Below are 22,572 nucleotides of genomic sequence, written 5' to 3' on the forward strand. Positions count from 1 at the left end.
CTCGCTGTCGCCATCACGCCCCTCCGCGGAAAAGCTTCCTCTGGCCCACGTTCCCCAACGGAACTCCCCAACTCGCGCGGGGGGTTATTGCAGGCGGGATGCCACACCCGAATCCTGGGCGAAACCACCTCTTCGCGGGGGGAGCCCGGCGGGACGGGACGCGTGGTCACCGGTGGACACGACGCGCGGTGGAAAATCGACGGCTCCCGCGGGCACACGAGGCCCCACCCATTGGAAAAACTTTCCTGTCTTCAGGCCCGCTCCGTCCCTGCCCGGCCTGCCGCCCGGGTTTCACTGGATGACAGTTGCGATTCCGGCTACGAACCGGCTTCCCGATGCCATCCACCTCCGCCCCCGCGCTCGCGTTGCACGACGTCAGCAAGCGCTACGGGCGTCGCTGGGCGCTCGCGCGTCTGACGTACGCGCTGCCCAGCGGTCGCTCGCTGCTGCTCACCGGCCACAACGGCTCCGGCAAGACGACCCTCTTGCGCATGCTGGCCACCGCGCTGAGCCCCACGGCCGGACGCGTGGAGGTGCTGGGTCGCGACGCCGTGACGGACCGGGAGTCGGTGCGGCGCGACGTGGCGCTCCTGTCCCACGCGAGCTTCCTCTACGAGGACCTCACCGCGCACCAGAACCTCACCGTGCTGGCGCGCCTGCTGGGTCACCCCTCGCCCAAGGATGGCGCCAGCGCGCTCTTGTCTCGCGTCGGCCTGGAGAAGCGTTCGGACAATCCCGTGCGCGGCTTCAGCGCGGGGATGCGCAAGCGCCTGGCCATCGCCCGGCTCCTGCTCAAGGCCCCGAGCATCGCGCTCTTGGACGAGCCCTTCGGTGAGCTGGACCCTTCCGGCATCCGCGACATGGAGGCCATCATCGCGGAGCTCAAGGCGGGCGGCGTCACGGTGGTGCTGGCCACGCACCTGGTCGAGCAGGGCATGACGTTGTGCGAGGAGCGCCTGCACCTGCAGGACGGCCGGGCGGTGGCCGCATGAGTACGCCCCGCCCCAGGCCCATCGGCCTCATCGGCGCCACGCTGGCGCTCCTGCGCAAGGACCTGCTCATCGAGTGGCGCACGCGCGCGCGCCTCAACGCCATCGTCTTCTTCGCGCTGGCCACCCTCCTGATGTTCTCCTTCGCGCTCGGGCCAGACACGCGCCTCTTGGAGAAGAACGCGGGCGGCTACTTCTGGCTCGCCATCCTCTTCGCCAGCGTGCTGGCCATGGGCGAGTCCTTCCGCGTCGAATCCGAGAACGCCTGCCTGGACGGCATCCGACTGGCCCCCGCGGACGCGCGCGCCATCTACCTGTCCAAGGCCCTGGGCAACGCGCTCCTGCTGATCGCCCTGGGCATCGTGCTGCTCCCCGTCATGGTGGCCCTCTACGGGGTCAAGGTCGTCACCGGCTTCGTGGACCTGGGAACAGTCCTCCTTCTGGGCAGCCTGGCCCTCAGCGCGCCGGGTACCGTGTACGCCGCGATTTCCAGCAATGCCCGGGCGCGGGATGTGCTCCTGCCTCTGCTATTGTTCCCGCTGGTCATCCCTGCCCTGCTGTCCCTGGCCAAGGCGACCTCGCTCGTGCTTCAGGGAGACCCCATGAATCAGTTGGGCTCATGGCTGGGGCTTTTGCTGGGGTTCAATCTGATTTACTGGGGCGTAGGCTTCGTGCTGTTCCCGCGCATCATCGAGGACTGACGGATGAACAAGCTCATCAAGTGGGGCCTGCCGGTGGTGGGGCTGGGCGTGCTGGCCGCCGGATGGTGGCTGGGGCTGGCGTGGGCACCGCCGGACCGGGAGATGGGGGACGTGCAGCGCATCATGTACGTGCACGTGCCACTCCAGTGGATGGCCATGCTGGCCATGTTCCTGAACTTCGTGGCGGCGGTGGCGTACCTGGTGCGCTCCAACGCCAGCTGGAAGCTGGACTCGACGGCGGAGTCGGCGGCGGAGGTCGGCCTCGTGCTCGGCGCGCTGGGCATGGTGACGGGGGCCATCTGGGGCCGTCCGACCTGGGGCGTCTACTGGTCGTGGGATCCGCGCCTGACGTCGGAGGCCATCATGCTGGTGACCTACACCGGCTACCTCGTCCTGCGGCGCTTCGTGGAGGACCCGGACAAGCGCGCGACGTGGAGCGCGGTGGTGGCGATCCTGGGCGCCATCAACCTGCCCATCGTCTGGTTCTCCGTGCGCTGGTGGCGCAGCCTGCATCAGGTGCAGTCGAGCCCCAAGACGGTGGATCCGCAGATGGTGCTGTGCCTGCGAGTGTCGGCCATCGGGCTGTTGCTGCTGACCATCGCCATGCTGATGCACCGCTATCGCATCGCCCTGGCCGAGCGCCGGGCGGAAGTGGCCCTCCCGGAAGCCCTGCCTGGCACGGGCGGCGCGGCCTCCGTCCACGACACCCCGAAGGTGGCCTGAACATGACGACTTTGACGACGCTGGGAGTCCTCGCCCAGGCCGCGGGCCAGGTGGGCAGTGGCCGCATCCAGGGCGGCTGGGGCTATGTCTGGGCCTGCTACGGCATCACCGTGGTGGCGCTCGTGCTTTACTCGCTGTCTCTCTGGCTGCGCCGGCCCCAGGCCGCGAAGGAGTGAGCCCGTCATGACGCCTGTCGCTCGCAATCGACTGTTCGCCCTGGGAGCCCTGCTCGTCGCGGGCGCTGGCCTGGGCTTCGTGGCCTTCGGCAACATCGGAGAGAACCTCGTCTACTACTGGAGCCCCTCGGAGATGCTGGCCCAGGGGGAGAAGGCGTACTCGGCCACCATCCGCCTGGGTGGCGTGGTGCAGCCGGGCAGCATCCAGTGGAACGCCGAGCACACCACCCTGCACTTCCGGGTGGCCAACGACGCCAACGAGGGCACCCCCAGCGTGCTGGTGCGCTCCACGGAGACGCCGCCGCAGATGTTCCGCGACAAGATTGGCGTCGTGGTGGAGGGCACCTACGACGCGTCCGGCGTGTTCAGCTCCAACCGGTTGATGGTGAACCACTCGAACGAGTACCGCGCCCCCAAGGAGGGCGAGGACCCGAACAAGTGGCGTGAGACGCTCTCCGAGGGCACGACGACGGCCAGCACGGGGACGGGCGCGGAGGCGCGGTGAACGGGTCGATTGGATACGGGCTGGTGCTCGGAGGGCTCGCGTTCGCGACCTTTGGCGCGCTGGTGGGTTTGGTCACCGGGCTGCGCCGCAGTGAGGCGGGCTTCCCCTGGGTGATGCGCGCGGTGTGGGGCTTCGCCGGCTGCATGGTCGCCGCGAACCTGATGATGGTCTTCGCGCTCGTCACGCACGACTTCAGCGTGAAGTACGTGGCGCAGGTGGGCAGCCGGGACACGCCGCTGTTGTACACGGTGGTGTCGCTGTGGAGCGCGCTGGAGGGGTCCATCCTCTTCTGGGGCCTCATCATGGGCCTGTACATCGCGGCCTTCGCGTGGATGCACCGCCGCGAGCACGCGCGCTACATGCAACTGGCGCTGGGCACCATGCTGGCGGTGGGCGTGTTCTTCGCGTTCCTCATCGCCGGTCCCGCCAACCCCTGGGGCGCTGTGTCGCCCGTGCCGGCGGACGGCCCCGGCCCCAATCCCCTGCTCCAGAACCACATCCTGATGGTCATCCACCCGCCCTTCCTCTACCTGGGCTACGTGGGGATGACGGTGCCGTTCGGCGTCGCGGTGGCGGGTCTGTTGCGCGGCGAGATTGGCGAGGCGTGGATGGCGCCCCTGCGTCGCTGGACGCTGGTGGCGTGGCTGTTCCTGTCGATTGGCATCATCCTCGGCGCGTGGTGGGCGTATGCCGTGCTCGGCTGGGGCGGCTACTGGGCGTGGGATCCGGTGGAGAACGCCAGCTTCCTGCCGTGGCTGACCGCGACGGCGTTCATGCACTCGACGATGGTGCAGGAGCGCAAGCGGATGCTGAAGCTGTGGACGCTGTCGCTCGCGCTCGCGTCCTTCGTGCTGACGATTCTGGGCACGTTCATGACGCGCTCGGGCATCTTCAACTCGGTCCACTCCTTCACCCAGTCGGACATCGGCCCCACGTTCCTGGTGTTCCTGGGCGTGCTGCTGGTGGTGTGCGTGGGCCTGCTGGCGGTGCGCGGTCCGCTGCTGGTGCCCGAAGGACGGCTGAGTTCGCTCGCGTCACGCGAGGCCAGCATCCTGATGAACAACCTGGTGTTCGTGGCGATCACGTTCACGGTGCTGCTGGGCACGCTGTACCCGCTGGTGTCCGAGGCCGTGCGCGGCGTGCGCGTCAGCGTGGGTGAGCCGTACTTCAACAAGATGGCGGTGCCGGGTGGCATCGCGGTGCTCTTCCTGATGGGCGTGGGGCCGGTACTGCCGTGGGGTACGCCGGACAAGGCCACGCTCCGGCGGCAGTTCCTCATCCCCGCGGCGGTGGGTCTCATCGTCACGGCCATCTGCTTCGCGGTGGGGCTGCGCGGCGTGTATCCGCTGCTCACCTTCGGGCTGGCGGGCTTCGTCACCGTTGTCACGCTGCGGGAGCTGGTGTCGCCCATCCGGGTCCGCATGACGGAGCGCAAGGAGGGCCTCGTCACCGCGGTGCTCACGAGCGCCACCAAGGCGCAGCGCCGCTTCGGCGGCTACGTGGTGCACCTGGGCATCGTGATTCTCATCGTCGCGGTGTCCGCGTCGTCCTCGTACGTGAAGCACACGTCCGGCACGCTGAAGAAGGACCAGACGATGATGCTGGACGGCTATCAGCTCAAGTACCTGGGGCTGGTGAGCGGAGAGGAGCCGCACCGCACCTTCGTCGCGGCGCGCGTGGAGGTGACGACGCCGGGCGGCAAGGTGGAGGAGATGAAGCCCCGCCTGAACTACTACGAGCGGAGCACGGACCCCATCGGCACGCCCGCGGTGCGCGAGACGGCGGGTGAGGACCTGTACATCTCCCTGATGGCCTTCTCCGAGCAGGCGGGCAACGCGAGCTTCAACGTCTGGGTCTTCCCGCTGGTGGGGTGGATCTGGTGGTGCATCCCGCTCTTCGTGCTGGGCACCATCATCGCGCTGTGGCCGCGCCGTCGGGCGGCGGTGGCGATGGCCAGTTCGGAAGCGGGGGCCTCGCCCCTACCGGGCGGTGACGCGGAGCGGGGGGCGGCCTGATGCGTCGGTGGCGCTATACGCTGGGCTTCGCCGCCCTCTGCGCGGGACTGCTGGTGGTGCTGGCCAAGGGCTTCGGGCGCAATCCGCACGAGGTGCCCTTCATGCTCGCGGGCAAGCCGGCACCGGACTTCGTGCTGCGCTCGCTGGACACAGGTGAGAAGGTGAGCCTGGCGGACCTGAAGGGCCGCCCGGTGGTCATCAACTTCTGGGCGTCCTGGTGTGGGCCGTGTCAGTACGAGCACCCGGTGCTGGAGTGGGGCCAGCGGGAGTTCGGCTCGCAGGCGGTGTTCCTGGGGGTCGTGTTCGAGGACTCCGAGGACAACGCCCGCGCGTTCCTGCGGCGCCAGGGGTACAGCTTCCCGCAGCTGGTGGATCCTCGCTCGCGCATGGCGGTGAGCTACGGCGTGGCGGGTGTGCCTGAGACGTACTTCATCAACCCGGCGGGTATCATCCAGGGCAAACACGTGGGCCCCATCGACCCGGAGTCGCTGACCAGGCGCATCCGCGAGCTGACGGCCACGGCGGAGGCGCCCCCCGCCGCCGAGGCGGCACGGCCGTAGCTGCTCCACCGGGGGCCTCTCGCTTCCGGTGAAATCGGCGTGTTATTCCAGGGCTTGCGCTGGACCGAGAGGGCCTCCCCCCGCCCTCCGCACAGCAAGGTGACCCATGCGGTGCCCGGAGTGCGGCGAAGCCTCGAACAGTCGGCTGAGGTACTGCGAGAACTGCGGCGCGAAGATGCCGGAGGCCCCCCAGGGAGGCACGGGCTCGCGTCCCGCGCTCCGGCCCAAGCGCGCGATGGATGAGCCGTCCTACGCAGCGGATATCCTCGACGAGGCGGAGGCGCACAGTCTGGGCGCCGCGTACGTCCCAGCAGCGGCGAAGGCTGCTGCGCCGGCCGACACGGCCGAGGACACGGACCCGGGACAGACGGGGCCCAGGTTCGATGGCCCCCGGTGGCTGGCGAGCGTGCCGGCGCACTCGCAGAGCGTGGTGGGGCTCGCGATTCTCGCCTTCGCGTTGGCGCTCTCCATCCTCCCCGCCTTTGACGGCGTGGGCGTGGTGGGCACGGTGCTGGCCCTGGTGGGCGCGGTCCTGGTGCTGGCGCGCGAGCTGCGGCTGGCCGGCGAGGCCACGGGTGTCACGAAGCTCCTTCCCATGGTGCTCTACCGCCCCGAGGTGCCGGCGGCGTACGCGGCGCTGCTGACGGCGCTGGCGGTGCGGATGCTGGGGCTGGGCTTCACGCCCGTGTTGTGGCTGCTGGGCGCGGGGCTCATCGTCCATGACCAGTATCGCAAGGTGATTGTGGGCCCGGAAGGCGTGCTGGCGCGCTACTTCGACGTGAAGCAGTTGCTGGTCGTTCCGGAGGTGGTGGCGCTGGGAGGCGTGGCGCTGTGCGTGCTGACGCTCTTCGCGCCGTGGGCGACGGTGAGCACGCTACCCGTGGTGGCGGATGCGCCGGTGCCCGCGGGCCCCCCTGAGCTGCACGTCATCCCCGCGCAGCGCGCCGCGGACGACGTGCTCTATACGGCGGGCTCTGGCATCACCACGCTGTCCGGGTGGGACCTGTCCGGGTCCGTGGTGGTGGAGCTGTTGTTGCTGTCCTTGCTGGGGTTGCTCGCGCTGCGACCGGAAGTCGCCCGGCCCGCGTGGACGCGCTTCGCGTCGGCCGGTGTCGTGGGGGTGAGTCTGCTCTGGGCGCTGCTGCACATCCGACTGTCGCCGGGCCCCATCATCTTCGTCATCGGGCTCGGTGCGGTGGGCGTGCAGGCGTTCCGTCAACTGCGTGAGTCGCAGCTGCAAGCGCATGCGGCGGCCCCCGTCGTAGCCGCTTACGACGATGGCCTCGACGAGACCGAGCGCATGGAAGACGAGCCGGACCCGGACGCCATGGGTCCGGATGAAGAGCCGGAGCCGGACCCCGACGCCATGGGTCCGGACGATGAAGAAGAGGACCTGAAGCCTCGCGGGCGGTGAGGACTTCCTTCGCGGACGGGCCCGGCACCGCGCCGGCTTCCTCCCGAGGGACCTCACACACACCGACAGGACCGTCGCCGAGCCTCGCGCGTCGGGCTCGGACTCCCGGCGCGAAGACCTCAGGTCATCAACGTCCCTGGGGCAGGCGGCGCTGGTAGTCCAGTTGCCACCGCGAGGGCAGCCGCGCGAGGCGCTCTGACGTCTGGCCCCGACGGGCCCTGAACTCGGTGGCGCGCTGCATGGAGAGGTCTCCCACCAGGAAACCATTCGCATACAGCGAGCTGCTTCTGGCTTCGCTGTCGAGCGACGGCGCGCCCCTGTCGAGCTGCAAGGCGTGGACGGAGCCGTCGAACATCTTCCGGCCAGCCGTCACGAGGGCATGACGTCAGTGCATGCCCTCACGTGCCAGCATCATCACCGCGTTGAACCAGGGGGCTCCGAGGAAACCGCCAGGATGCGGCACTCGCCTGCCTCGAAGGCCCGGAGCAGATCGGTTTCATCCCGACTCGTCATCGCGGGCGGTGAGTCCGTCGTGCAAGCGAGGTGGTGGCGACCAGGCCACCACCCCGCTTGAATCACCCCGTCAGGGGGCCTCGCGCCGCCGCCGCGCCAGCAGCGCGAGCAACAACAGCGTCAGCGGGAACATCGCCGGTGTGCCCGTGGCTGAGCACCCGGACTCCTTCGGTGGCACCACCTTCGGGCTCACGGACACCGTCACGCTGTCCTCGGCGGACAAGCCACTCTCGGCGGTGACCTTCACGACGAAGGTCAGCGTCGTGGGGGCGCTCACCTCCGGCGCGGTGAAGGTGGCGCCCGCCGTGGCCCCGTCCTTCAGCGACACCGAAGGCCCCTCGCTCTGGCGCCATGCGTAGGTCAGGGTGCCCTGCTCCGGATCCTCGGCGGAGGCGGTGAGCGTGACGGAGCTCGTGGCCTCCGTGGACAGGTCCTCACCCGCGCTCACCGTGGGCGCGAGCGCGACATGGCGCACCGTCACGCTTACCGTCGCGCCTTCACTCTCCAGCAAGCCATCACCCACCTTGAGCTGGAAGGTGAGCTCCACCGAGCCCCTCACCACCGCCGGAGCCGTGAAGCTCGGCGTCGAGGTCTCCGCCCCCGTGAGCGTCACGGCCGGACCCGACACCTGCGTCCACCGATAGCCCACGAGCACGTCCCCTTCCGGGTCCTCGCCACTGCCCTGGAGCGTCACTGAACCGCCCTCGTCCACCGTCTGGGCGGGTCCCGCGAAGGCCACGGGCGCCTGGTTCACCTGGCGCACGAGGACCTGGACCGTGTCCCGGTCTTGCAGCCCCTCGTTCAACACCGTCAGCCGGAACGTCAGCGTAGCATCGGCGATCACTTCCGGAGCCGTGAAGCTCGGGGTGGCCGTCTGCGCGTCGCTGAGCGTCACGACCGGGCCCGCCACCTGCTCCCAGCGATAGGCCAGGACACCGGGCAGCTCGCTGCTCCCGCTGCCGTGCAGACTCACCAGGGAGTGCTCGTCGACGGCGAGCCCCTCGCCCGCTTCGGCTCGCACCAGCCCCGAGGTGCACAGGCCCTGCTCGTCCGTGAGCACCGTGAACGGCGTCTGGGTAAGGCCCGTGAAGCCAACGGAATCGATGAACCAGCCGGCGGCGCCGACCGCCTCGTCCGTGCCGATGCGGAAGCGGATGTGCACGGCCTTCCCCGCGTAGCGGGTGCCGAGATTCACATTCGTGGTGATCCACGTGTTCTGGGAGAAGGCGAAGCTGGCACCGCGGAAGGCGCGGCGCCCCACCAGGGGATTCACGTTGCCCTCATACGGCGTGAGCACACCCGTATAGCCATTCAGGACGATGCTCTCGCCAATGTCCGTCCAGCTCTTCCCGCCATCCTCGGACAGCTCGATGACACCTCCGTCGAAGTACTCCCCACCGGAGGTCTCGAAGGAGTACCGGTGGCGGAACGAGAACGAGAGCGCGCCCTGCCCCACCTGAAGCTCGGGCGTGACAAGCGCGAAGTCCGCGACCCGTCCCACCGCTTCGCCCAGGAAGGCCCGCTCGAGCGTGGAGCTCTCACTCACCCGGAAGGACACATCACCCAGCGCGGACGTCATCTCCCACGGCAGGTACCTCGCATCCACCGATTCCACCGCGGACGCGCCTGGCAGCTCGTCCTGCTCCACGCGGGCCACCAGCGTCGCCGTCTTGTCGCCCGCCACGACACCATTGGCATCGCGATAGGCGATGGCGAAGCGAATGAGCGAACGCGGCGCCGCTCCCGTCAGCGACACCGGAATGTCCACCGTCGCGGTTTCGAAGAGGCCCACGACGGGGAAGGACTGCTGGCCTCCGTTGGCCAGCTTGACGCCGGGGCTGTCCGCAGTGACGGTGACGCTCGTCGCTCGCAGCGGCTCGCTTCCCGTGCCACGCAGGGTGATGCGCAGGACACCCGTCTCTCCGTTGTCCAGGTACCCATCCGCGTCACACGTCCGCGCGGAGGCTTCTCCAGCGCCCTCATCGGTGAGCTCCGCCGAGACGAACATCACGTCCGGGCCCGTGCGATAGCTCTCCACCACGCCAGCATGGGACGCGGAGGCCCGGTCCGGAGCCACCGCGCCGATGCCCGCGCCGCGCCGGGCGAAGGCCGCCGAGAAGCGCTCGAAGTCCACCGGGTCTCCCGCATACGCGGCCGCGAGCAACGCATCGCGAGCCTCCAGGAAGGTGGGCGAAGCCGGAGTCAGCGTGTACGCCAGGACGAGATAGCTCTTCATCCTCCGCTGGGCCTCCGCGAACGTCAGCCGTGAGGTGTCGCGCAGCAGCGCGACGTAGCACTCCCACAGCATGCTGGCCCAGACCTCACCCGCGTTGTGGTACTCGGCATTGCTGGAGCCATCCGCGCCAAAGGCATACGCAACACCCGAGGGCAACGGGATGCCATTGCTCATGTGCTGGAGCGTCAATGGATTCTTCCGGAAGTCCACCGAGTACGGCACTCGACGGATGCCGAAGTAGGAGGAGTCCGGCCCCATGTTGCGTGTCGCGTACTCGCCCGTGGGGAACACGCCGGTCCAGTTCGGATTCGACGCGACCTGGGCGTCCTCCTCCCGCACCATCATCAGCAGGGCATGGAAGTCCGCCCACCCCTCCCCCATGCTGCGCCCCTGGTTGTTTCCAAGACCCGCGCCGTCGTGAACGAGGCGGTTGCTGATGTAGTGCCCCCACTCGTGCGCGACGATGCCCGTGTCGATGGTGCCGTCCAGGTCGCCCACGGACCGCTTGGCCAGGGTGACCCACACGCCGGTGGACAGGTGCTTGCGCAGAAGCTCCGCATCCCCCGACTGGATCATCACCGCGCCGATGGCGGGCAGCGCCAGCCCTTCCGTGGCCCCCATGCCGGCGGGCAACGCCTGGCCCGGGCTGTTGGCGATGATGACACCGGTGGCCCCAGCGGCCTGCGCGAGCAGCACCTTGAGGTGAAGGCCGCAGGTGCCCCGGTCCACGAGCGCGATCTGCCCCGCGATCTCCGCGGCGTTGGTCAGCGCCGAACAGCCATCCGTCGTCGAGGGGCCCGCCGCATCCGCCGCGTCGAGCGCCTGGACCACCCGAGCGCTCGCCGCGAAGAAGCGAGGGCTGAACTGCGCGGTGATGAACGTGTACGGCCGCGCGACTTCCTCGGGAGCCGTCACCTCGAAGGTGAGCTGCGGTTGCGTGCCGGTGAAGATATACATCTGCATGCGGGGACTGGCCCCATCGGCGGGCGTGGCCATGTTCGCGTTGTTGACGCCGCTGTAGTCCTGCGCCTCGGCCTTGATGCGGTCTCCGCCCAGCCCGCCCCGTCCGAGGTTGTCCTGCTGGCCGTTGCCAGCCGCCTCGTCGAAGCCCACGTCGTAGTAGTCGTCGTGCAACCAGTTGTTCACGTAGAACAATTGCGTCACCGCGGACTGGAGCTGTTGCGGCGTCTCATACGGCAGCAGGTCGAAGCTGTAGGGATAGTCGAAGGTCGCCGGCCCGCTGATGTGGCCACGCACGTCCCCAGGACCGAACCCATCCGGCGCACTGGCGTCCACGTAGGCATCCACGTTGTTGCCGGTCGTCTCGGTGGCGTCCACCGGGAGCCAGGGGTCATTGCGACTGAAGGGCGCGCTGTCGAGCGTCACCAGGTTTCGCTCGACGAAGGGCGGCACGTAGCCGTTCGGAGTCCCCGTCGGGTGAGGAATCTGCTCGTTGCCGGAGGGGCCCGCGAACGGCGTGTACGGCGTCGTGGCATCCGCCCAGACCCGATAGCTGTGTGCCGCGTCCGCCGTGAGGTCATTGCGGAAGAGCACGCGGCCGTCGTCCGCGGCGATGACGTACGCGTAGTAGTCCGACGTCGATGACTCCGGGACTCCCGTGTTCAGCTCCACGTAGTGAGCGGGAATCAGCCCCTCGGGCAGCTCGAAGAGCACCGGCTTGATGCGCGCGGGAAGTCGCAGGCTCACCGGGAGCGGGCGCGCGTAGGAGGCCAGCTCATAGCGGGTGTAGCGCCCTGAGGCGGGCCCCGTGGTCCGCAGCAGGCTCGCGTCGAGCGACTGGCCCGTCAGGTCCGCGAACGCCACGGCCGCGGCCTGCGTGGCCCCCAGCGAGTCGCCCCGAGCGGAGCGCTTGGCGCCCTGCCCCGAATCCCGAGCCAGGTGACCCGAGGCGGCCACCAGCACATTGCGCGAGTCGAGCAGCAGCCTGACGCCGCCTCGGAACACCTCGACTCCGCCCACCTCCTGTCTCAGCGTCACCACCGAGGAGCCCAGCGGGCTGCGGCGGGTGCTGGCGACGAAGACGCCCTCTTGCGAGAGCGAGCGGTCCCCATAGAGGGGCGCCAGCGCGTCGAGCTGGGCGCGAGCCGCCGTGGCCGGAGTCATCCGGGCGTAGGCGCTGTCGGCTCGAAGCGCCAGGGGCCGCGCGGCACCCGCCATGGGCTTGGAGGCCCAGACGAAGGTGGGTACTCCGAGCCGGGAGTCGGTGTGCAGCACCCGGGCATCCGGGAACGCTCCTTCCGGTGGCATGGCACCGGCGTCCCGCGCGGGGGCGTGTTCCAGGAGCGCATCGTGGTTCGGAGGGGCACTGGCACCCGCCCGCGTGCCGGCGAGCGCCAGGACCACCCCGGCAAGGGTTCTGAGCAGAGTCTTCATGAGAGGGACCTCGAGAGCGGGCGAAGTGCGAGACGGGCCGGGGACGGCGCTAGCGAACCCAAGACACGCGCCTCACGAAGTACGCGGGCGGATTGCCCATGGAGACAGCGTCCGTGCCATCGAGGTTTGAGACCATGATGGTGGCAATGCCTGTCTCCGGGTCCACCTGCGCGTAGGCCACGCGCGTACCGTCCGGAGAGAGCGTGAAGAGGCTCTGGAGATACTGGCCGTGGTTGCCGAGCCCGATGGGACGCACGATCTCTCGCCCGGTACCATCGGGCTTCACACGCTCCAGCCAGGTGTCCGAGGTCACGTCCAGGTTCCGGTAGTGATAGAGCAGGTCACCATTGGGCAGCACCATCGGGAACTTCGAAAGGGCCGCCATCTCCTGCCCCCGGACCGCGAAGTCGAGCACCTTGCGCGCGCTCCCATCCGCGAGGGAGTAGGCCCAGAGCCGGGTGCCCTTGGCCAGATACTCGACGGTGTAGAGCGTGGCGCTGTCGCGCGAGAAGGTGCCGTAGACCACGGACGAGATGGGCGTGGGCGACGGCATGTCATTGACGTCCGCGATGAGGATGCGCCGCTCGTCGGTCCCGTCGGGGCGGATGATGTACTGGAACTCCGTGGAGGCACGGCCCGGGAATGGGTCGTACGAACAGGACCTCACGAAGGAGATCCACTGCCCATCCGGCGAGAACTCGACGGAGCGTTCTCCGCACAGCGCGGGGCTCACCTGCGAGAGGCGCCTCACATGGCTGCCATCCGCATCCGCGAGATAGACGACGCCCCGGAAGAAGATGCCTCCGAACATGTCGCGCCCATCCACCCACGCCATCGTCTTGCGGTCGGGCGAACGGGTCAGCTCGGAGTGCACGTCGCGAGGCGAGACGAAGGGAGCGGGAACCGGCGTGAGCTGACGAAGCCGTGTGCCGTCCGGGGACACGGCGTACGCCTGCGGGAAGCTCGACTCCTCGCTCGTGGCCTCCCCTGTCGGTGACGCGGCATACAGCAGCAACTCGGACGCGTCCGGCGCGCGCAGGGTGCCCACGGTGGCGCTCAGCGCCGTCTCTCCGCCGAGGCGCACGGGAGCGCCCGCCTCGCTGACATCGAGCAGTTCGAGCAGCAGCGTGTAGCGGCCCTTGATGGCGAAGCGCGTGCGGAAGGCCCAGGTCTGGCCCTCGCTCGTCTGGAGCTGCGTCGTGCCCACCTCGAACCCTTCCTCCGGGCCCAGATAGGTGACACCACTCGCGTCCGTCTCGAAGCCACCCATCCAGGTCTCGGGCCGGTCCGACACTTCGCCCGCCGTCCCCGTGTCGTAGCGCAGGGCCTGCCCCACGACAGGAGACTGGATCTCCGGCTCGGACGAAGTCATGGGGGGATTCGTGCGGCTCAGCGTCACCCGCCAGCGCAGCTTCGTGGAGGGGGAAACCGCCTTGGCGAGCTGAGCCGTGAAGGAGACCACCCCATCCTCCAGCGTCTGGAAGGTGGGGACGACCGCGGAGACACTCAGGCGCGCGACGTTCACCTGGGCGCTGGCGCTCAGGCCGTTGAAGGTCGCCGTGAGAGACGAGGCACCCGGCCCCACCGGCGTGACCTGACCGCGCGTGGAGGCATCCATGGAGACGACGGCCACCGTGGGCTGGCTGCTCTTCCACGTGGCGCTGGTGGTGACGTCCTGGCTCGTGCCGTTATCGAGCGTGGCCGTCGCATGGAGCTGGCGCGGGTGTCCTTCCACCAGCGTGACCTCCGCTGGCGAGAGCGTGAGCGCGGTGGCCTCCGCGACCGTCAGCTGGGTGCTCCCGCTCACCTCACGGAACGTCGCCGTGATGCGCGCGGTGCCCATCCCCTGACCGCTCGCGAGGCGCTGGCTCAGGGACACGACCGCCGTGTCACTGGAGCTCCAAGTCGCCTCGGTGGAGACATCCGCCACCGTACCGTCGGAGCGCGTGGCGGTGGCGACCAACGACACGGTGCTTCCACGGGCGAGCGAGGCCGCATCGGGCGTCACGGCGATGGCGGTGACGACGGCGTCGGTGACAGTCACCAAGGCGGAGACCTCCACCGTGCCGAGCACGGCCTGGACCGTGGTCTGCCCCGGAGCGAGGGCGCGCACCTGGCCGCTCTCGGAGACCGTGGCCACCGTCTCGGCCGAGGAACTCCACTGGACGTCACTGGTGACGACGTGCGTGCCGCCATCCGTGAAGGTGGCCGTGGCCGTGAGCTGCTGGGAGAGCCCCACGGCGAGGGACGGCGCCGCGGGAGCAATCACCATGGAGACCGGCGTGGCGTTGGTCACCTGCACCGGCGCTTCCGCGGAGACCGCGTCCCACCGGGCCCGCACGGTCGTCTGGCCCTGGGCCAGCGCTCGCACCTGGGGGGCGCCACTCGTGTCCTGAGAGACCGTCGCGATGGCGGCATCATCCGAGGACCACGTCGTCTCCCGCGTAACATCGCGCGTGCTGCCATCGGAGAGGGTGGCCGTCGCCACGACCTCGCCCCCCAGGCCCGCGACGAGCGTGAAGCTCGTGGGCGCAATCCGCAGGGACTTCACGGAGGGAGACTTGTCGCTGCTACACGCCGCGATGGCGGCCACGGAGACAAGCCCGAGCAACGCGCGGTGAAGCCAACGACGACCGGAACGCTCTCTCATGAATCGACCTCTCTGCACGGCGCCGCGCATCCGACACGCGAGGACCGGGGATGGGGAATGGTGACTGTGAAGAAGGAGGGAACCGCGAACCATCGGGGGCGCCCCTAGGAGTCCCTCAGGAATCCCCTAGGGGCGCGTGGCGCCGCGCACGGCTCAGGGGCGCGGACTGGCGCTCACGCCACGGAAGGCGGTGTTGGCCGGGGCCGTCGCCAGCACGGTCACCGAGGGAGTCACCGTGCTCCCGTCGTCCAGGAAGGTGACCACCATGTTGCCCGCGCCACCCGAGCTGCTCAGGTAGGTGGTGACGTAGACCCTCACGCCCGAGGGAGTCTTCGTCGCGGAGACACCATGGGCTGCCATGCGGTTGGTCGTCGTCCCCGCGACGGCGAAGGTGGGCACGAAGGAGTCCTTCTTGCTCCAGGCCACTCCGTCGAAGGTCCATTTCTCCAGGCGCAACGTGTCCGGCGTTCCACCCTGCGAGGCAGGGAGGCTGATGTTGATGGAGACGTAGGCCGTGTCCACTCCCTCCACCTCGGGGTCCAGGTCGAGCAGCGCGAAGCCGGAGGTCGTGAGCGTGATGGCGAACGAGGGCAGTTGAACCGGGGTCTCCATCACGGTGGGGAGCGCGGAAGGGAACGCGTGCACGCCCTGACGGTAGCCCTGCGGGTTCGGGACCGGCGCGATGCCGAGCGTGAAGTAGACACGCCCGTCGAAGACATTCACGACACGGCAGTCATTCACCCCGTTGGAGAGGACGGTCGATGCCCTGGGGTTCGCGCCCGCCAGGACGTGGCGGATGCCACCACCCCGCCCCGCGAGCCAGTACGCGGAGCCATCCACCGTCGTGGCCGAGCGCACCGAGTCGAGGTCGTAGGCATCGTTCAGGCGAGCGCCGATGGTGAAGGCTCCCGCGACGTCCACCTGACCCACCACGCGGGACGTCTGCGCCGCGGACGTGCCGGAGACATTCGCGGTTCCCGCCGCCGCGTCATACCCCGCGAAGGTGAGCAGGCGGCCGTTCCCGGAAAGCGCGAGGGCCCCCTGATAGTCGTCACTGCCGGAGAAGGTCAGCCGGTTCGCGCCAGCAGGGCCCATGGCGGGAATGGGGAGGGTCCGCACCGGAGCGCCCCCCGTGGGGCGGTACTCCTCGAGGAAGGCCTCGGTGGCGGTCGCGTTGAGGGCCGAGGCGCCGCCCCCCACGTGAAGCACCATCACGTTGGGAGCGCAGGAGACGGCCACGGTGAGGCCCGCATCACCCATGGTGCCCGTGCCGCTCAGCACCTCGCACGTCTGCCCCAGCGGCTGACGGCTCACCTGCACCGAGTACGACTCACCGGGGAGCAGCCCTTGCGCGAAGGCGTGCTCTCCATCGGCGACGACGGTGAGGGTGTCTGTTCCGGAGCGCAGCCCCAACGTGCCCGTCAACCCCGCGACGTGAACCCCCAGCGCGTAGACATCCTCACAGGAGACCGCGAGGTCGGAGACCGGACCTCCATTCACCGCGCCGTCCCCGGACCGGACGGAGCAGCGCTGCCCCACCGGCTGCGTCTTCACCGTCACCGCGTACGTGGCCTGGTCCACCACGGACCGGGTGAAGGTGAACGGACCGTTGGCGGAGAGCGCGAGCACGTCGTCGCCGTTGTTCTGGAGTTCGAGCGTGGCGCCCGCCGCCAGCCCCGCCACGACTCCTCCGACAGGGTATGACGTCCCTCCGCAGAGCACCGTCACGTCAGTGACATCCCCGGCGCCCATGGTGCCAAAGCCCTTCGCCACGCTGCACCCCAGCGGGGGCGCGATCTCCGCCGAGACGGAGTAGGCGCCACCAAACGCCACCGGCGCCGGGAAGACGAAGGCACCATTCACGGCAACGGTGAGTGCCGCCCCTCCGTTGTTGCGCAGCACCACGGACTGCGAGCCGTCGAGCCCCGCCACCGTGCCCTTCACTGCGAAGGAGTCCGGGCTGCACGTGACAGCCACCTGGGTGACATTCGAGCCTCCCACCGTGCCCGTCCCCTGCTGCACCGAGCAGGACTGCCCCGGGGGCTGCGTCTTCACCGCGACGGCGTAGGCCCCCAGGTCCGCCACCGGACGGGTGAACGTGAAGGCACCGTTGGAGCCGACGGTGAGGACCTCGCTCTCGTTGAGCCACAGCTCGAACGTCATCCCCTCGACGAATCCTGTCACCGTGCCCCCGACCGCGAAGGCCTGGGTGCGGCACGCGACCGCCACATTCGTGATGTCCGCCGAGCCCTGCGTGCCCGTGCCATTCGGCACGATGCAGCTCAGCGGATAGGTGGCCTCCGCGGTGACGGCATAGGTGCCGCGATAGAGCACCCCGGTCGGGAAGGTGAAGGCGCCGTTGGTCGTGACGGTGACAGCGTCCGTCCCGTTGTTCTTCACCACCACCGACTGACCGCTGGAGAGGCCCGTCACCGCCCCACCCAGGTGGTACTGCTTCGGCTCACAGGTGACGACCACCGAGCTGACATTGGCTCCGCTCAGCGTGCCCGTTCCCCCCACCATCTCGCAGGTATGTCCAATGGGCGAGGAAACGAGGCTCACCGCATAGCTCGCGAGGTCGTCCACGGGCTGCGCGAAGGTGAAGGGGCCGTTGGTGTTGATCAGGAGCGACTCGGCGCCGTTCTGCAGCTTGAGCACGCCTCCCTTGATGATGCCCGACACCGTTCCGCCCACCAGGTATCGCGTGGTGTTGCAGGTGACGGCGACGTTGGTCACCGCCTGCGCCGCCATGGTGCCCTCGCCCCGCGACACGCTGCACGTGACGGGATAGGTCGCCTCGACGGTGACCGCGTACGTCGCCCCGAAGGCCACCGGGCGAGCGAAGGTGAAGAGGCCGTTGGAGGACACGGTGACGGCGTCTTCGCCGTTGTTCCTCAGCACAACCGAGTTCCCTGGGGTCAGGCCGAACAGCGAGCCGCCCAGGGCGAAGGTCCGCGCCGTGCAATTGACCGCCACATCGGTGACCGCCGAGCCGCTCAGCGTGCCCGCGCCGTGCTCCACGATGCAGTCGTGGCCCTCGGGCTGCGTCTTCACCGTCACCGCGTAGTCCGTGAGGTCCGCGACCTCCTCCGCGAAACGGAAGGCTCCGCTCTCCGTGACGGTGAGCACAGGCCCTCCGTTGTTCTGGAGCTCCAGCGTGGAGCCCGCGACCAGACCGGACACGCTGCCTCCCACCGCGTGGAGGTTCGCCGCGCAGCTCACGAGGACGCGAGTGACGTCCGCATCCCCCACGGTGCCGCTCGCCTCGCCCGTGGTGCACGTGGCGCCCACCGGCTGCTCCTGGATGACGACCGAGTAGGCGCTCCCTTCCGCCACCTTCTGGCCGAACACGAAGGCCCCATTGGCGCTCACCCGCAGCGAATCCTCGCCGTTGCGCAGCACCACCTGGGCGCCCTCACGCAGGCCCGTGACGGTGCCACCCACCGCGTGGCTGACAGGTGTCTCGCCTCCGGCATCTGTCTCGCCTCCGGCATCTGTCCCGCCTCCGGCATCTATCCCGCCTCCGGCATCTGGCTCGCCTGGCGACTTCGGGTCCGAACCGCAAGCGGTGAGCACGACACTCAGGAGTCCCACCAGCACTGCGCTGGAGAGACGGGGACGGGGATGGAGACTCATGCGGTGGGGGCGCTCCGTGAGGGACGAGGACACGGCGCGACGCTAAATAACCCTCGGATGAGCCCACCATCGGGGAGCCCCCTAGCCGTCCCTCAGGAATCCCCTACGGCCCCACGGGCTCCCCCGGGACGAGCCCGTGGCGCACCGCGAGGCGAACGAGCGAGGGGACGTCATGGATGTCCAGTCGGTCCATCAACTGCGTCCGGTGTGCCTCCACTGTCTTCACACTCACGTCCAGCCGCTCGGCGATGGCACGCGTGCCGTTTCCCTCCGCGATGAGCTGGAGGATCTCCCGCTGGCGCGAGGTGAGGAGGTCCAGCGGATTCGCCGCGGGCGTCTCCTCGGTGATGCGCAGGAAGCCCGCCACCACCGTCTGGGAGATGGCGGGGCTCAGGTAGGTGCGCCCCTGCGACACGGAGTCCAGCGCCACCTTGAGTTCCTCCACCGCCGAGTCCTTGACGAGGTAGCCCGCCACGCCCGCGCGCAGCGCCTGCGCCACGTACTCCGCCGAGGTGTGCATGGAGAGCACGAGCACCCGCGTGGAGGGGCTCAGCTTCGGCACCCGCCGCGCGACCTCGATGCCATTGAGCCCGGGCAGCGACAGGTCCAGCAGCAGCACGTCCGGCTGGAGCTTGTTCGTCAACACCAGCGCCTCCTGCCCGTCGCCGCATTCCGCGAGCACCGTCACCCCACCGAAGGTTTCGAGCAGCGCGCGAAGCCCCGCCCTCACCAACTGGTGGTCATCCGTCAGCAACACGCGCATGCGTTCCTCCGATGGAGTCGTCCTCCAGTCGCACTTCCGCCACCACCCGCGTCCCCTCCCCCGGGCGCGAGGTCACCTCGAAACGTCCTCCGAGGTCTCGAACCCGCTCCTGCATGCCGAACACCCCGAAGCTTCCGGGTGCACGGCCCGTCAGGACCTGGTCGACCTCGAAGCCCTTCCCGTCGTCCCGCACCTCGAGCCGGATGAGCTGCCCCACCGACTCCAGCCTGACGTCGATGCGCCGGGCCTTCGCGTGGCGCAAGGCATTGGTGACCGCCTCCTGGATGACCCGGAAGACGACGATGTCTCGCCCCGCGCCCAGCGAGGGAGGCGCCGCCGCCGAGGTGAACACCAGCTCCACCCCACTGCGCTGGGTCACCCCGCGCAGGTACCACTCCAGCGCGGAGACCAGCCCCAGCTCGTCGAGCTGGGGAGGACGCAGGTCCACCGACAGCGCGCGCACCTGGCCGATGAGCCGGTCGATGAGCGCGACGGCGTCCGGCAGGCGCACCGCCGCGGGACCGGTGATGGGGACCGTGGCGCTCACCAGGCCCAGGTTGAGCTTCACCGCGGTGAGCGCCTGGCCGAACTCGTCATGCAGCTCCCGGGCAAGGTGCTTGCGCTCCTCTTCCTTCGCCGCCTCCAGTCGCATGGTCAGGCGACGAAGCCGGTCGCGCCCCGTCTGCGCCTCCTCGAGGGCCTGCTCGCGCTCGACCTGCAAGGTGCGCAGCGCCTGGTTGCGCCGGCCCAGCAGGCGGGTGCGCCACGCGAGCCCCGCCACCAAGAGGATGAGGACCACCGCGAGCGTGCCGAAGCGCACGTCGGTGCGCTGCCAGAGGGGCGGGGCGACGCGCAGGACGAAGGGGCGCATCCGGACCCACTCACGCCCCGGACTGCGCGCGCGCAGTTGCAGGGAGTGCTCCCCCGGCGGGAGCGAGTGAAAGGAAATCTGGTTCCGAGTGCCCAGCGGAAGCCAGGGCTCGTCGGAGGTGAAGCGGTACGCGTACTCCGTGCCGCTGCGTCCGTAGTCGAGCAACGAGAACTCGAGCGAGAACGGCTGATGCCACGGCACGTCCAGGCGGGACAGCTCCCACACGGGCTTGTCTGGCAGGGCGTCGCGCTCCAGCCCCTCGATGGAGGTGAGCACCAGGGGCGGCGGCGGCTCTCGCGGCGGACGCACCGTGGGGTCCAGGTCCACGAGTCCCTTGGAGCTTCCCCAGTAGAGCCGTCCTCCCAGCAGGGCCACCGCCTCTGGGTTGAACACCCCCGTGGGCAGTCCATCCGACGCGGCGTAGTTCTCGAACGCCTGGGTGTGCACCTCGAGGCGGGAGAGTCCCGCGCGGGTGCTCACCCAGAGCGCGCCATCCGGGGCACGCGCCAGCGCCATCACGTTGTCGTCGATGAGCCCCTCGGCGCTGGTCCACAACGCCACGTCCACGGGCACGCCCGCCTCGTCGAGGGAGACGCGCTGCAACCCACCGCCCACCGTTCCCACCCAGACCGCCCCTGTCGGGTCTTCCATCAACGTGCTCACGTAGAAGTGGCTCAGGCGCGGCACCGAGCTCGCGCCCAGCCGGGTGCAGTCGAGCGTGTCCTCTCCCGCCGTACAGACATTGAGCCCGCCCGAGCGCGTGCCCACCCAGAAGCGCCCACGCCGGTCCTCCATCAACGCCGTCACATAGTCGTCGGACAGCGAGCGCGGCGCGTCCGCTCCGTGCCGGAAGGCCTGGAAGTCGTCGGTCTCCGGGCGATAGCGCTGCAGCCCGTCTCCACCACTGCCCAGCCATACCCGCCCGCGCGAGTCCTCCAGCAGCGCGGTGACGTAGCGAGGATTGTCACCCGCGCCGGTGTCCAGGCGACTGCGGTACATCTTCAACCGGCCCGTCCCGGGCTCGAAGCGGTACGAGCCCTGCGTGAAGCCCGCCCACAACATGCCCTCCCTCGTGCGCAGCAGGCTCAGCACACCGCGCGCATCCGCACCCTCGGGAACGGGCACGCGCAGAGGCTCGGCCTGACCGGTGCGCACATCCACGCGGTCCACGCCCCCGCCGAAGCTGCCCACCAGCAGGTGGCCCTCGTCTTCGGGAGTCACCGCCCATACGTCCTCGTTCGTCAGCCCGGAGGTCCTGTCCCCACCCCTCGCCCGCAGCGTCTGGAAGACGTCGGACCGCAGCGGCGCATGGAACAGGCCCATTCCAAACGTGCCGATGAACAGGTCTCCGCTCGCGCCCACGGCGAGCGAACCCTCGTCGATACGCTGCTCGTAGCCGGGCCCCGCCGAAGGAAGCCGCTCCTCGCTCACCACCCCGGTCACGGTGTCCACCCGAAACAGGCCCGAGCCGAAGGAACCGACCCACAGCGTCCCTCGCCCATCGGGCTCGAGCTCGGTGACGGTGCGCAGCTTGTCCACGACGTCGGACGGCGTGAGCCTGGCGCGGCGAAGGACCTGCTCGCCCGGCACGATCCGATAGAGCCCCGCGCGCGTCCCCACCCACATTCCTCCGCCCAGGTCCGGGGCGAGGCTGAAGACATCTCTCGCGTCGGGGCCTCCCTCGTCTGGAGAGACGTGCTCGAAGGCGTGGGTTCCCGGATCCAGCCGGAACAAGCCACCCTTGAGCGTGCCCACCCAGAGCGCGCCAGCGCGGTCGTGACGCAGCGCCATCACGAACTCCTCGCCGCCTCCCGGTACGAGCGGCACGCGCATCGCTCGCCCGGTCGAGGGGTCCAGCAACGCCAGGCCCGCGCTCGTCCCCACCCACAGTTGGTCGTCATCCGCGTCCGCGAGCGCGAACACGCCGTCGTGGGGAAGGCTCGTGACGTCCGAGGAGTCGTGGCGGAAGTGCTTGAACGTCCAGCGTGCCCGATCGACCAGGCTCAGCCCGCCCGTCATGGTGCCGACCCACAAGCGACCGAGACGGTCCTCGAACAGGGTCCGCACCGCGTTGCTCGCCAGGGAGGCGGGGTTGCCGAGCTCGTACTGGAACTTGCGAAAGCGCTGACCGTCGTGGAGGTAGAGCCCTTCGCGGGTGCCAATCCAGAGCAGCCCCACGCGGTCGTACATCACCTCGGTGATGTACTCGGCCTCGAAGGGGCGGGCGCCTCCCACCTGCACCAACTCGAGCGCCGGGGCGGCTGACGCGACGCCAGCGCTCAACCCCAGCAACAAGAGAACAACCAGAAACCGAGACCACGAGGCGGCACGCGCGGCGCGCATCCCGGGCTCATACCACTGGAGCCGAAAGGCCGTGGGCGAACGCGGCGTCACTCGCGCGACGCGTCCTGCCCGCTGGCTGGCTC

14 protein-coding genes are annotated in these 22,572 nt (G+C 69.4%); 8 read left to right on the forward strand and 6 right to left on the reverse strand.

Features of this window, described 5'->3' with window-relative positions; all coding sequences use genetic code 11:
* Positions 1-335 precede the first annotated feature (335 nt).
* From ccmA to HUA75_RS39915, 8 genes are all read left to right on the forward strand, one after another.
* Positions 336-992 carry a heme ABC exporter ATP-binding protein CcmA gene (gene ccmA / locus HUA75_RS39880; RefSeq protein ID WP_174489420.1) on the forward strand — a complete coding sequence of 219 codons (657 nt, stop codon included), beginning with the start codon at positions 336-338 and terminating at the stop codon, positions 990-992.
* Positions 989-1,690: a heme exporter protein CcmB gene (locus HUA75_RS39885; RefSeq protein ID WP_141643299.1), complete on the forward strand. Its 702-nt coding sequence runs from the start codon at positions 989-991 to the stop codon at positions 1,688-1,690. Before ccmA ends, HUA75_RS39885 begins: the two co-directional genes overlap by 4 nt.
* Before the next feature lie 3 nt (positions 1,691-1,693).
* Positions 1,694-2,413, forward strand: a complete 720-nt coding sequence (gene ccsA, locus HUA75_RS39890) for a cytochrome c biogenesis protein CcsA (RefSeq protein WP_141643300.1) — start codon at positions 1,694-1,696, stop codon at positions 2,411-2,413.
* 2 nt (positions 2,414-2,415) lie between these two features.
* The gene (locus tag HUA75_RS39895; protein ID WP_141643301.1) at positions 2,416-2,589 is read left to right on the forward strand and encodes a heme exporter protein CcmD; all 174 of its coding nucleotides are present in this window, start codon (positions 2,416-2,418) and stop codon (positions 2,587-2,589) included.
* Positions 2,590-2,596: 7 nt separating this feature from the next.
* Positions 2,597-3,094, forward strand: a complete 498-nt coding sequence (locus tag HUA75_RS39900; protein WP_174458653.1) for a cytochrome c maturation protein CcmE — start codon at positions 2,597-2,599, stop codon at positions 3,092-3,094.
* On the forward strand, positions 3,091-5,109 hold the full coding sequence (locus HUA75_RS39905; RefSeq protein ID WP_141643303.1) for a heme lyase CcmF/NrfE family subunit: 2,019 nt from the start codon (positions 3,091-3,093) through the stop codon (positions 5,107-5,109). Before HUA75_RS39900 ends, HUA75_RS39905 begins: the two co-directional genes overlap by 4 nt.
* Positions 5,109-5,669, forward strand: a complete 561-nt coding sequence (locus tag HUA75_RS39910; protein ID WP_174478617.1) for a redoxin domain-containing protein — start codon at positions 5,109-5,111, stop codon at positions 5,667-5,669. Before HUA75_RS39905 ends, HUA75_RS39910 begins: the two co-directional genes overlap by 1 nt.
* Before the next feature lie 106 nt (positions 5,670-5,775).
* Positions 5,776-7,083: a zinc ribbon domain-containing protein gene (locus tag HUA75_RS39915; protein WP_174489421.1), complete on the forward strand. Its 1,308-nt coding sequence runs from the start codon at positions 5,776-5,778 to the stop codon at positions 7,081-7,083.
* A gap of 127 nt (positions 7,084-7,210) precedes the next feature.
* Here HUA75_RS39915 and HUA75_RS39920 read toward each other — a convergent pair whose 3' ends face one another.
* From HUA75_RS39920 to HUA75_RS39945, 6 genes are all read right to left on the reverse strand, one after another.
* Positions 7,211-7,456, reverse strand: a complete 246-nt coding sequence (locus HUA75_RS39920; protein ID WP_174489422.1) for a hypothetical protein — start codon at positions 7,454-7,456, stop codon at positions 7,211-7,213.
* A 210-nt stretch (positions 7,457-7,666) separates the two neighbouring features.
* Positions 7,667-12,226 carry a myxosortase-dependent M36 family metallopeptidase gene (locus HUA75_RS39925; RefSeq protein ID WP_174489423.1) on the reverse strand — a complete coding sequence of 1,520 codons (4,560 nt, stop codon included), beginning with the start codon at positions 12,224-12,226 and terminating at the stop codon, positions 7,667-7,669.
* A 49-nt stretch (positions 12,227-12,275) separates the two neighbouring features.
* Positions 12,276-14,876 (reverse strand): Ig-like domain-containing protein, encoded by a 2,601-nt coding sequence (locus HUA75_RS39930; RefSeq protein ID WP_174489424.1) that lies wholly within the window; start codon positions 14,874-14,876, stop codon positions 12,276-12,278.
* Positions 14,877-15,029: 153 nt separating this feature from the next.
* A complete protein-coding gene (locus HUA75_RS39935) occupies positions 15,030-18,512 on the reverse strand; it encodes a hypothetical protein (RefSeq protein WP_174489425.1) in 3,483 nt (1,160 codons plus the stop codon).
* A gap of 103 nt (positions 18,513-18,615) precedes the next feature.
* Positions 18,616-19,275, reverse strand: a complete 660-nt coding sequence (locus HUA75_RS39940) for a response regulator transcription factor (RefSeq protein WP_141643310.1) — start codon at positions 19,273-19,275, stop codon at positions 18,616-18,618.
* Positions 19,253-22,489: a two-component regulator propeller domain-containing protein gene (locus tag HUA75_RS39945; protein ID WP_217446496.1), complete on the reverse strand. Its 3,237-nt coding sequence runs from the start codon at positions 22,487-22,489 to the stop codon at positions 19,253-19,255. Before HUA75_RS39945 ends, HUA75_RS39940 begins: the two co-directional genes overlap by 23 nt.
* Between the last annotated feature and the right edge of the window lie 83 nt (positions 22,490-22,572).

Source organism: Myxococcus sp. CA040A (assembly GCF_013336725.1).
Classification (GTDB): Bacteria; Myxococcota; Myxococcia; order Myxococcales; family Myxococcaceae; genus Myxococcus; species Myxococcus llanfairpwllgwyngyllgogerychwyrndrobwllllantysiliogogogochensis.